The following is an 11,108-nucleotide window of genomic DNA, read 5'->3' on the forward strand; positions in this document are numbered from 1 at the left end:
AACTACGTCAAGCTCAAGGATCAGTACCTCGCCGCGCTTGGCGGGTAACACATGGTTGCCAATCTTGCTGGATGAAAGCGCCTAAGCCATTGTTTTTCATTGCGGGCACGAGGATAATCTGGATATATATCCAGCTTGGAAGGCTTGTCCCGCATGGCGGACTTTCGCACCCATCTTGGCGTGGCCGCCATCGGCGGTGCCGTGCTGGCCCACGGCGGCTGGCAGGTAGGGCTGTGGGATCCCTGGCAGGGCGCGGCCGTGTTCGGGCTGGTCACCTTCGGCGGCATATTGCCCGATATCGACGCCGACAGTTCCAAGGCGATCCGGCTTATCTTCAATCTACTGGCGGTGCCCAGCGTGGTGGCCGGGGCCCTGCTGTTACAGTCGCGCCTGGCGCCGGGTCATCTGCTGGTAGTCTGCGGAGCGCTATACCTGGTGGTGCGCTACCTCGCTGGGGGTGTGTTCAGCCGCTTCACCGTGCATCGTGGCATTTGGCATTCGCAGCTTGCCGCCGTGCTGTGCGGGTTGACGGCCACCGCGTTGAGCTACCAGTTGCTCGATCAGCCGGCCCGCCTGGCTTGGGTGCATGGCATTGCCGTCAGTCTGGGGTTCGTCATCCATCTGCTGTTGGATGAGATATATAGCGTCGATCTTACCGGTGCGCGTATCAAGCGTTCCTTCGGCACGGCGATGAAACCCTTCGCGCTCAAGTCGCCCGGCAATTCGTTGGCCATGCTGACGGCCGCCATCGCGCTGCTGCCCTGGTTGCCGCCCTGGCCTCTGCTCATGGGCCTGCTGACTCAAGGAGTCGCCTTGTGGCGATAATCCTCGGCCTTGAGGCCATATTTTCTCAGCTTGTCATAGAGCGTCTTGCGCGGTAGCCCCAGGTGCTGGCAGACGTCGGTAATTCTGCCGCGGTGGCTAGCCAGCGACTGGCTGATCAGGCTCTTCTCGAATAGCTCCACCTGTTGCGGCAGAGCCAGCTCGGCGACATCCGCTTCGACGCCTTGCAGCAACATGTCGAGTCGGTAGTCGAAGGCCGAACCTAGCAGCACGTAGCGCTCGGCCAGATTGCGCAGCTCGCGTACGTTGCCGGGCCAGTCATGCGCCATCAGGGTCGAGACGCCGCTGGTCCCCAACGGTGGAGCTTCCAGGCCGCTTCGATTGGCGGCGACGACGGCGAAATGCTGGAACAGTAGAGGAATGTCCTCGCGTCGCTCACGCAATGGGGGAATCGGCAGGGTGACCACGTTGAGCCGGTAGTAGAGATCCTCACGGAACTCGCCAGCCTCGGAAGCGAGCCTGAGATCGACCTTGGTGGCGGCAATCACCCGAATGTCCAGCGGCACCGGCTCGTTGGCGCCCAGGCGCTCGATGCAGCGCTCCTGCAGCACTCGCAGCAATTTGACCTGCAGCGCCATGGGCATGGATTCGATCTCATCCAGAAAGACCGTGCCGCCATTGGCATGCTCGAACTTGCCGATGCGTCGCTCCACGGCGCCGGTAAAGGCGCCCTTCTCGTGGCCGAACAGCTCCGACTCGATGATGCTCTCCGGCACCGCACCGCAGTTGATGGCCACGAATGGATGTCCCCCGCGGGGGCTTCGCTCGTGAATGGCCCGGGCCACCAGGTCCTTGCCGGTGCCTGTCTCGCCGAACAGCAGCACGTCGGTTTCCACCTGGGCGATGCGCTGCACCATGGAGGCGAGCCGCTGTATGGCAGAGGTTCGCCCTACCAGGCGGGGGCCGGGAGCGGCCTGTTGCGCTTCGAGTTCGGCCTTGAGCTGGCGGTTTTCCAAGCTCAGATGGCGCTTCTCGATGCCACGGCGGACCATTTCGACCAGCCTTTCTCCGGCGAAGGGCTTTTCCAGAAAATCCCAGGCACCTTCGCGCATGGCCTCCACCGCCGTGGAGATATCGCCATGTCCGGTAATCAGAATGACCGGAAGGTCCGGGTCGCGCTGGCGGACTTCGCGTAGCAGGTCCATGCCGCTCATGCCGGGCATTCGGATATCGCTGACGATCACGCCGGGGAAGTCGGGCTTGAGCGTCTCCAGTGCGCTCTCGGCGCTGGCATGGGGTTGCGGGTGGTAGCCGGCCAGTTCCAGGGTCTGTCCGGCGGTAATGCGCAGGTGGGGTTCGTCATCGATGATCAGTACCGGGATGGCCGCCGGGTCATGCATGGGATCGCTGCTCCTGATTTGGCGATGGCTGAGGTGTATCCGGGCGCTCCATCCGGGGCAGGATAATGGTGAAGCGAGCCCCGCCGCCAGCCTGGTTGTCGGCCAGGATATCGCCACCCAGGTCCTTGATGATGCGTGCCGAAATCGAGAGGCCCAAGCCCAGGCCGCTACCCGGCGATTTGGTCGTGAAGAAGGGTTCGAATACGCGCGAAAGGTGCGGCTCAGGAATTCCGGGGCCGCTATCGCTGACGGCGATACGCGCCAGGCCAGGCTCTGTTTCGATGCTCAGAACGAGCTTGGCCTCTGGGGTTTCCGCCATCGCCTGCAAAGCATTGCCGATAAGGTTGACCAGCACCTGCTCGAGGCGTACCAGGTCGGCATGGACCCAGATTTCTTCGTCCCAGACACGCACTACCTCAACGTCGTGGAGTCGGTTCTGGTAGAGCCGCAGTGCGTAATCGATGCATGCCTGGACCGATACCGCCGTCAGAGAGCTGTCGCTCTTGCGCGAGAACTGGCGTAGCTGAGCGCTGATCTCGGCCATGCGTTCGGTCAGCTCGATGACCTGAGCCAGATTGGCATCGGCGGCCTCCATCCGCTGGCGCTCGAGAAAGGTGCGTGCGTTCTCGGCGTAAGCCCGGATGGCGGCCAGCGGCTGGTTGAGTTCATGATTGATGCCGGCGGCCAACTGGCCGAGTACGGCGAGCTTCGCGGCCTGAATCAGCTCGTCGCGAGTTTGTCGCAGGTTCTCCTCAGCGCGGCGCCGTTCCTCGATTTCATCGGAAAGAAGCCTGTTGGTTTCCATGAGGTCCCGTGTGCGCAGCTCGACGTTGCGTTCCAGTTCATCGCGTGCGCTGGCCAGTGTGCGGCGCTCGCGTTCGGCGAACAGCTCCCGCTCGCGGCGCAGACGCCAGCGTTGCCAGCCTACCCCACCTGCCAGGATGACGACGCCGTAAAGCCCGCCCGCCAGCGCGGCGGCCAGCCACTGCGCCTGGTATACGCTTCCCAGGGGCTTGAGGATGTACATGTCCCAGCCATAGGTTTCCATGTGGCGAGCCAGCCCCAGATAGCTGCCATCTGCCAGTGGACCCTCATCGAACCTTACCAGGCGGCTACCGTCCGGCCGATGCTCATAGACGTCGATGCCCGAAGGGGTCAGCGGCTCGTCGGCGTATCGCCGGGTGGCGAGCAAGGCCTGTCGCTCCTCCTCGGAAAGCGGAAACAGGGCTGCCATGCGTAGCTCGGGGCGGCTGGCCATGAAGATGATATTGTCCTCATCGGTGACCAGCAGCTCGGCATCCTGTTCGGCCCAACTCTCTTCTACGACGTCGAGCAAGATCTTGATGACCATGACGCCGTCCGGCCGAGCGTCGGGAGTCGTTTCGTCCAGCCATACCGGGGCCGAAAAGTAGTAGCCTCGCTCCAGTGACTGGGTTCCCAGGCCGAAGAAGCGGCCACGATAGCCGGCGATGGCATCGGTGTAATAGCTGCGAAAGGAGTAGTTGTGCCCGATGAAAGTGTTGTCCATGTGCCAGTTGCTGGCGGCCAACGTAGTGCCATGGCGATCGAGTAGGTAGACATCCGAAACGTTGGCAACGGCGCGAAACTGGTCGAGCAGCAGGTTGAGCGGCATGGGATTTTGCGGGCTGCGACTACTCAAGAAGCGTCTCACCATTTCGCGAGACGCCAGCAGTTGCGGCAGGTAGTCATGCCGTGTCAGGTGCCCTTCCAGACCTGCGGCCGAAAGGCGCAGCTCGTTCTCGGCTTCTCTCACCAGGGTTTGCAGCGCCTGTTCGCGTGCCACCTGAGACGCTTGCCAGATGACCGCAATGAGCCCAAGCGGTATCAGCAACAGGAGCAAACGGCGAAGTGGAACCGGCAAGCGAGGTGGGCGGTGTGGGCCTTTCACGCATGGATACCCTAAGGCTGAGTTTCAGGCAGCGCTTGAGCGCGACGCAAGGCCCGCTGGGCGCGGGTCTCGGCGCGCTCCATTTCCAGCAGCTCCTCCTCGACGAACACCAGATGCTCATGGGCTCGCGCACGTGCATCCTCGGCGCGACCCTCGAGGATGGCGTCGAGCAGTGCCCTGTGTTGCTTCATCAGCAGGGGCCGTGACTGGGGTTTGGCGAACAGGTGGGCGAGGTTGTCGACGATGCTTTTCTCCAACAGATGGAAAATACCGCGAATGGTGTGCAACAACAGAACGTTGTGTGCCGCCTCGGCGATGGCCAGATGAAAGGCGGCATCCGCCTTGGCCTCGAGTTCCGGGTTGCGACCGGCGAAGCAGGCTTCTAGCTCCTCGAAGCGCTTGATCAGCATGGCACGGTCGGCCGGGGTGGAGCGTAGCGCGGCATAGTAGGCCGAGATGCCTTCCATGGCATCGCGGAATTCGAGCAGGTCCAGGTGGAATTCCTGGTGTCTTGCTAGCATGTCCAGTAACGGGTCGCTGTAACCGCTATTGAGTTCGTGGGTCACGAAAGTGCCGCCGCCTTGGCGGCTGGTCAGCAAGCCTCGGGTAGCCAGCTTCTGGATCGCTTCACGCAGCGAAGGGCGTGAAACACCGAACCGTTCGGCCAGCTCGCGTTCAGGCGGCAGACGTTGGCCGGGCTTGAGGCTACCTTCGAGGATCATTGCTTCGAGCCGCTCGGTGATGACATCGGCCAGTCGCGGCTGGCGTACGTTCTGGTAGGTCATGCGAGGCTTTCCTGATGCCGTTTGGCTTAATTGGTCTTACCAATATTGGCGCGAAATAAAGCGCCTTGCAATCATGTCGTAGGCTTCCACCGCTTCGGCAGGTGCGGCAGAGCAGGGTACTCTCCCTCGTCTAGACCAAAGTCTATGAAGTTCTAAGGGGTATGGAGGGGCTTGACGTTTGACACCGTATGCCGTGCCCCCTAAGGTGCAACGATTCTATTTGGGTAAATTGGTTTTACCAATTTACATGGACTCAGAAATAACAATAAGCAGACCGCCATTGCCCACGGCCGACAGTGAGGGAGTCTCATGACGCCAGTCAAGCTGTACCCACCGAAGCCGGAGAAGGTCTACTTCTTCGGCACCTGCCTGATCGACCTATTCTATCCAGACGCCGGCCTGGATGGCATTCGTCTGCTGGAGCGTGAAGGCATCGAGGTGCTTTATCCGCAGGCGCAGACCTGTTGCGGCCAGCCAGCTTATACCTCCGGGTACCACGACGAGGCGAAGACGGTGGCCGCTGCACAGCTCGACCTGTTTCCAGAATCCTGGCCGATCATCGTTCCATCCGGCTCTTGTGGCGGCATGATGCGAACCCACTATCCGCAGCTGTTTGCCGGCACGCCGAGAGAGGCTCAGGCCAACGAGGTGGCGGGGCGAGTCTATGAGCTCACCGAGTTCCTGCTGCATGTCTGCCAGCTTCAGCTTGAGGACCGTGGTCAGCCTGAGAAGGTGGCCATGCATACCTCCTGCAGTGCTAGGCGTGAAATGGGGCTGGGGGAAACCGGACCGGCACTGCTTGCCCGCATGGGGCAGGTCGAGCTGGTGGAGCAGGCCCGTGCCACGGAATGCTGCGGTTTTGGCGGCACCTTCGCCGTGCGCCATCCGGAGGTCTCCGCCGCCATGGTGGAAGACAAGACTCTGGCCATCGAAGCTACGGGAGCCCGACACTTCGTCACCTCGGACTGCGGCTGCCTGATGAATATAAGCGGGCGCTTCGAACACCAGGGCAAGTCAGTCACCGGCGAGCATATTGCCAGCTATCTGTGGCGGAGGACCTCATGAGCGCGCAGCCTCCCACGGTACAAACCTTCAGCCCCCGCGAGTTTCATCGCCAGGCCCACGACGCCTTGGGCAATCCGCAGATCCGCGGCAACTTTCGCAAGGCGATGGATGGCCTGATGGCCAAACGGCGCGACGTGTTCAGCGACTGGGATCTCGAAACCCTGCGCGAACTCGGGGCCAACATTCGGCTGCGGGCCCTGGCCAAGCTTCCCGACCTTCTCGAACGCTTAGAGGCCAACTGTCAGGCCAACGGCATCCAGGTGCACTGGGCCGAGAACGGCGACGAAGCGTGCCGCATCATTCGCGATATCTGCGAGCGCCACGGAGCCAAGGCGGTGATCAAGGGCAAGTCGATGGTCTCCGAGGAGATGCACCTCAATGCCCATTTGGAAGAGGCGGGCATCGAGGCGCTTGAGTCGGATCTCGGCGAATACCTGGTACAGCTCAACGAGCAGACGCCTTCCCACATCATCATGCCGGCGATCCATCTCAACACCGATGAGATCTCCGAGATCATGCACGTCAAGACCGGCACCGAGCGCACCCGCGATGTCGACTACATGACCGCGGCGGCCCGTGCCCAGCTGCGCGAGCGCTTCATGAATGCCGACGTGGGCATTTCGGGGGTCAATTTCGCCGTAGCCGAGACCGGTACCCTGTGCCTGGTGGAAAACGAAGGCAACGGCCGCATGACGACTGCGGTGCCGCCGGTCCATATCGCCGTGACCGGCATCGAAAAGGTGGTCGAGCACTTGCGGGACGTACCCCCGCTCTATGCGCTGCTGACACGTTCGGCCACCGGCCAACACGTCACTACCTACTTCAACATGATCAGTTCGCCGCGCAAGCCGGGGGAGCATGACGGCCCCAGGGAAGTCCACCTGGTGCTGGTCGACAGTGGTCGTTCCCGCATCTATCAGGACGACGAGCTGCTCGACACCCTGCGCTGCATTCGCTGCGGCGCCTGCATGAACCACTGCCCGGTTTATACCCGTGTGGGCGGCCACACCTACGGCACTACCTATCCCGGCCCCATCGGCAGCATTCTGATGCCGCACATGATGGGGCTGGAGGAAACCAAGGACCTGCCCACGGCGTCGAGCCTGTGCGGCGCCTGCGGCGAGGTATGCCCGGTGAAGATCCCGATTCCCGACCTGCTGGTGAGGCTGCGTCGTGAAGCGGTAGGCGAGGGGCGTGGAAACGTACCCGGCGCCGGTGCCAAGCGTACCAGGAAAGAGGTGGCGGCCTGGAAAGCCTACCAATGGCTGGCTACCCATCCTGGTGCCTGGCGTAGCGGCACGGCCATCGTTGGCAAGCTTCAAGCGCTGATGCCCAAGAAACTGGGTGTCTGGACCGAGCATCGTACTGCGCCCAAGCCGGCCAAAGCTTCGCTGCACGAGCTGGTCAAGCGCCATCAGGTCGACAAGGGGGGCAAGCAGTGATGAGCGCCCGCGACAATATTCTCAAGCGCCTGCGTGAACGAACCGATGGTCCGCTGACGGCGCCTGTCAGCGATTTCGCCGTCGTTACCGGACGTGGCTGGAATGCGCAGGAGCGGCTGGAGCGCTTCGAGCGTCTGATCACCTCGGTGCACGGCGAAGTCATCCATGTGTCCCGCAGCACCTGGACTGCCGATCTCGTCGAATTGCTGCATGCGAAGGGCATTCGCCGACTGGCCCTGGGGCGTGAGCACCCGGTTGCCGCCGAGGCGCGTGCCGCTCTGACGGATGGAGACGTGACCCTGGTCGATGCCGATCGCGATATCGAAATCTGGCAGCATGATCAGTTTCACAGCACCGATGCCGGTCTTACGTCGACTCGTGGTGCCATTGCCGAGACCGGCAGCCTGTGGCTGTGGCCGACCCCCGATGAGCCGCGACTGCTGAGCCTGGTGCCGCCCATCCATATCGCCGTGCTGGATGCCGATACCCTGGAAGACACCTTCTTCGATATCGTCGAGGCACACGGTTGGGCGACCGGCATGCCCACCAACGCACTGCTGATCTCGGGGCCGAGCAAGACGGCGGACATCGAACAGACCCTGGCCTACGGCGTGCACGGCCCCAGGGAGCTCGTGGTTCTGGTACGCCACGCCGAGGAGCGCTCATGACCGCCGCGACTTCAACCGTACCGACTGACGATGCATGGCAGGAGCTCAAGCGCGAGCTGCTCGAGATCATGCCCGGCGAGCGCCTGATCGATGACCCGTTGCGAACGCTTGCCTATGGTACCGATGCCAGTTTCTATCGGCTCATTCCCAGGCTGGTGGTCCAGCCTGCCAACGAGGATGAGCTGATGGCCGTGCTCGCCGGCTGTCGTTCACGCCAACTGCCGGTAACCTTCCGTGCCGCCGGCACCTCGCTGTCGGGCCAGGCGGTAACCGACTCGGTACTGATTCAGCTGCGCGAGGGCTGGCGGGGCCACGAGGTGCTCGACGGCGGCCGGGCCATTCGCCTGCAGCCCGGCGTGATCGGTGCTCGGGCCAACCAGCTGCTGGCACCGTTCGGACGCAAGATCGGTCCCGATCCGGCCTCCATCAATAGCTGCATGGTAGGCGGCATCGCCGCCAACAACGCCTCGGGGATGTGCTGCGGTACGGCGCAGAACAGCTATCGTACGGTACGGGATATCCGTGTGATCCTGGCCGACGGTACGCGTCTGGATACCGCTGACCCGGCCAGTTGCGCCGCTTTCCGTCGCAGCCACGCCGAACTCGTCGAGGGGCTCGAGAGGCTCTCGGCCGAGACCCGGAGCAACGAGCCGCTGGCCGAAAAGATTCGCCACAAATACCGGCTCAAGAACACCACCGGGTACGCCCTCAATAGTCTGGTCGACTTCGAAGACGGCATCGAGATCCTCAAGCACCTGATGATCGGCTCCGAGGGTACCCTCGGCTTCATCAGTACGATTACCTACGACTCGGTCATCGATGAGCCGCACAAGGCTGCGGCGCTTGTCTTCCTGCCCGACATGGCGACCACCTGCCGCGCCACCATCGCGCTCAAGCCGGCACCGGTCTCGGCGGTAGAGCTGATGGACCGCGCCGCACTGCGCTCGGTACAAGGCAAGCCGGGCATGCCCGAGGTGCTCGAAGCCCTGCCTGACGGGGCCGCAGCGCTGCTCATCGACGTGCGCGGCAACGACGAAGCCGAGCTGGAAGAGCGGCTGCAGGCGGTACGCGCCATCTTCGAGGGTATCCATACCTTGGAACCCCTCGACTTCACGCGCGACAAAAGTACCTACGAACTCTACTGGAAGATCAGAAAAGGTCTCTTCCCCGCCGTGGGGGCGGTGCGCGAAACAGGCACCACGGTGATCATAGAAGACGTCGCCTTTCCCATCGAGCGGCTCGACGAAGGCGTGCTGGCCCTGACAGATGCCTTTCATCGTCACGGCTATCCGGAGGCCATCCTTTTTGGTCATGCCCTGGAGGGCAACCTGCACTTCGTCTTTCCGCAGGGCTTCGAGAAGCCCGGCGAGGTGGAGCGCTACCAGGCGTTGATGGATGAAGTGGCACAACTGGTCGGTGTCGAATATGGCGGTTCGCTCAAGGCCGAGCATGGTACAGGGCGCAACATGGCGCCCTACGTCGAGCTCGAGTGGGGCCCCGAGGCCTACGCGTTGATGTGGCAGATCAAGGCGTTGTTCGACCCCGAAAACCTGCTTAATCCGGATGTCATTCTCAGCCGTAACCCGACGCTTCACCTTGAAAACCTCAAGCCGCTGCCGGCCGCTGACCCCATCGTCGACAAGTGTATCGAGTGCGGGTTCTGCGAGAATGTGTGTCCCTCGCGGGACCTCACGCTGACGCCGCGTCAGCGCATCGTCATCGCCCGTGAGATGGCCCGGCTCGAAGCGTTGGGGGATGGCCTCGATGCGCAGGAGGCCGAGCGACTGGAACGTCTGCGGGAAGACTATCGCTACGCCGGCGACGAGACCTGTGCCGTGGACGGCTTGTGCGCCACCCAATGCCCGGTAGGCATCAATACCGGTGAGCTGATCCGAGAGATGCGCCACGAACGGCTGGCGCAGCATGGCGGAATGGCACGGCGAGTGGGGCGGCACTTCTCCGGAACCACTCGCCTGGCGCGCGGTATGCTCAACCTGGCGAGCACCGGGCGTGCCGTGCTGGGTGAAAAAGGACTCGCCGGTGTGAGCGGAGCCATCACCAAAGCCAGTGCCGGCCGCGTGCCACAGTGGATACCTACCCTGCCCAAGGCGGCATCGGTTCGCGTGCTCAAGCAGCAGCCTGCTGCAGGCGACGTGCGTGACAAGGTGGTCTATTTCCCCACCTGTGCCACTCGGGTCTTCGGCGCTTCTCATGGTGACAGCGAGACTCGCTCGGTCATGGAGATTACCCTGGCGTTGCTCGACAAGGCTGGCTTCGAGGTGATCGTGCCCGACATGCCGGGTCATCTGTGCTGCGGTATGGCTTTTCAATCCAAGGGCCAGTTCGATGAGGCGACTCACAAAGCGCGAGAGTTGAATCGCGAGCTGCTGGCGGCGAGTCAGAATGGACGCTACCCGATACTCAGCGATACCAGCCCCTGTGTTCTGCACATGCAGGGACGTCTGGATGAACGGTTGGTGGTGCAGGAGCCGGTGGCCTTCGCTCACGACCACTTGCTTTCGCGCCTAGAGATCACTCCGCTCGAAGAGCGAGTGGCGGTGCACGTGACCTGTTCCAGCACGCACATGGGGCTGGCCGAACGCATGGTGGCCCTGGCGCGAGCCTGCGCCAGTGACGTAGTGGTTCCGGCCGAGATCACCTGCTGTGGCTTTGCCGGCGACAAGGGGCTGGTTACGCCGGAGCTCAATGCCTCTGCGCTAAAAGGCCTGGCCGAGCAGGTGGAGGAGTGCGATGCAGGGTACTCCAACTCGCGCACCTGTGAGATCGGCCTGTCGCTGCATGGTGGCATCCCATATCGTTCCATTCTCTCCCTGCTGGATCGCGCCAGTCGGCGACGCAGCAAGGAGGAAGCTGGCGCCTGAAATCATCCACAGGCGCCCGTCTCCCGGCGCCTGTGGATAGTTTGGCTGCCATCGTTTCGTCACTGCCCCGTCACCGGCGTGAAACTTTTTTACAAGCGCCTCTTGCAGGGGCCGGATGAAAACCGTAAAGTACGCATCCGCTGCCGGTGACGGGCAACGTTGCAGGCGGTGGAT

At 62.7% G+C, this 11,108-nt stretch carries 8 protein-coding genes; 5 read left to right on the forward strand and 3 right to left on the reverse strand.

Annotated features, from left to right (window positions below):
* Positions 1 to 153: 153 nt before the first annotated feature.
* On the forward strand, positions 154 to 825 hold the full coding sequence (locus tag AC2VNO_RS00885; protein WP_486932376.1) for a metal-dependent hydrolase: 672 nt from the start codon (positions 154 to 156) through the stop codon (positions 823 to 825).
* On the opposite strand, the gene AC2VNO_RS00890 is transcribed toward AC2VNO_RS00885, so the two are convergent.
* The 3 genes from AC2VNO_RS00890 to AC2VNO_RS00900 are packed head-to-tail and all read right to left on the reverse strand — an operon-like array spanning position 801 to position 4,877.
* Positions 801 to 2,183, reverse strand: a complete 1,383-nt coding sequence (locus tag AC2VNO_RS00890) for a sigma-54-dependent transcriptional regulator (RefSeq protein WP_486932377.1) — start codon at positions 2,181 to 2,183, stop codon at positions 801 to 803. The two genes, AC2VNO_RS00885 and AC2VNO_RS00890, sit on opposite strands and share 25 nt — an antisense overlap.
* Complete coding sequence (locus tag AC2VNO_RS00895; RefSeq protein ID WP_486932378.1) at positions 2,176 to 4,092, reverse strand: sensor histidine kinase; 1,917 nt, start codon at positions 4,090 to 4,092, stop codon at positions 2,176 to 2,178. The genes AC2VNO_RS00890 and AC2VNO_RS00895 overlap by 8 nt, the downstream gene beginning before the upstream one ends.
* An 11-nt stretch (positions 4,093 to 4,103) precedes the next feature.
* Entirely contained in the window at positions 4,104 to 4,877 is a 774-nt protein-coding gene (locus AC2VNO_RS00900; RefSeq protein WP_486932379.1) for a GntR family transcriptional regulator, read from the reverse strand.
* Positions 4,878 to 5,186: 309 nt separating this feature from the next.
* Between AC2VNO_RS00900 and AC2VNO_RS00905 the strand changes: the two genes are divergently transcribed.
* Genes AC2VNO_RS00905 through AC2VNO_RS00920 form a run of 4 tightly spaced genes read left to right on the forward strand, consistent with a single transcriptional unit; the run spans position 5,187 to position 10,934 of the window.
* A complete protein-coding gene (locus AC2VNO_RS00905) occupies positions 5,187 to 5,942 on the forward strand; it encodes a (Fe-S)-binding protein (protein ID WP_486932380.1) in 756 nt (251 codons plus the stop codon).
* A complete protein-coding gene (locus tag AC2VNO_RS00910) occupies positions 5,939 to 7,384 on the forward strand; it encodes a LutB/LldF family L-lactate oxidation iron-sulfur protein (protein ID WP_486932381.1) in 1,446 nt (481 codons plus the stop codon). The genes AC2VNO_RS00905 and AC2VNO_RS00910 overlap by 4 nt, the downstream gene beginning before the upstream one ends.
* Positions 7,384 to 8,052: a LutC/YkgG family protein gene (locus tag AC2VNO_RS00915; RefSeq protein WP_486932382.1), complete on the forward strand. Its 669-nt coding sequence runs from the start codon at positions 7,384 to 7,386 to the stop codon at positions 8,050 to 8,052. Before AC2VNO_RS00910 ends, AC2VNO_RS00915 begins: the two co-directional genes overlap by 1 nt.
* The gene (locus tag AC2VNO_RS00920) at positions 8,049 to 10,934 is read left to right on the forward strand and encodes an FAD-binding and (Fe-S)-binding domain-containing protein (RefSeq protein ID WP_486932383.1); all 2,886 of its coding nucleotides are present in this window, start codon (positions 8,049 to 8,051) and stop codon (positions 10,932 to 10,934) included. The genes AC2VNO_RS00915 and AC2VNO_RS00920 overlap by 4 nt, the downstream gene beginning before the upstream one ends.
* Positions 10,935 to 11,108: the final 174 nt, after the last annotated feature.

It is taken from the genome of Halomonas sp. TH-94 (genome assembly GCF_057473365.1).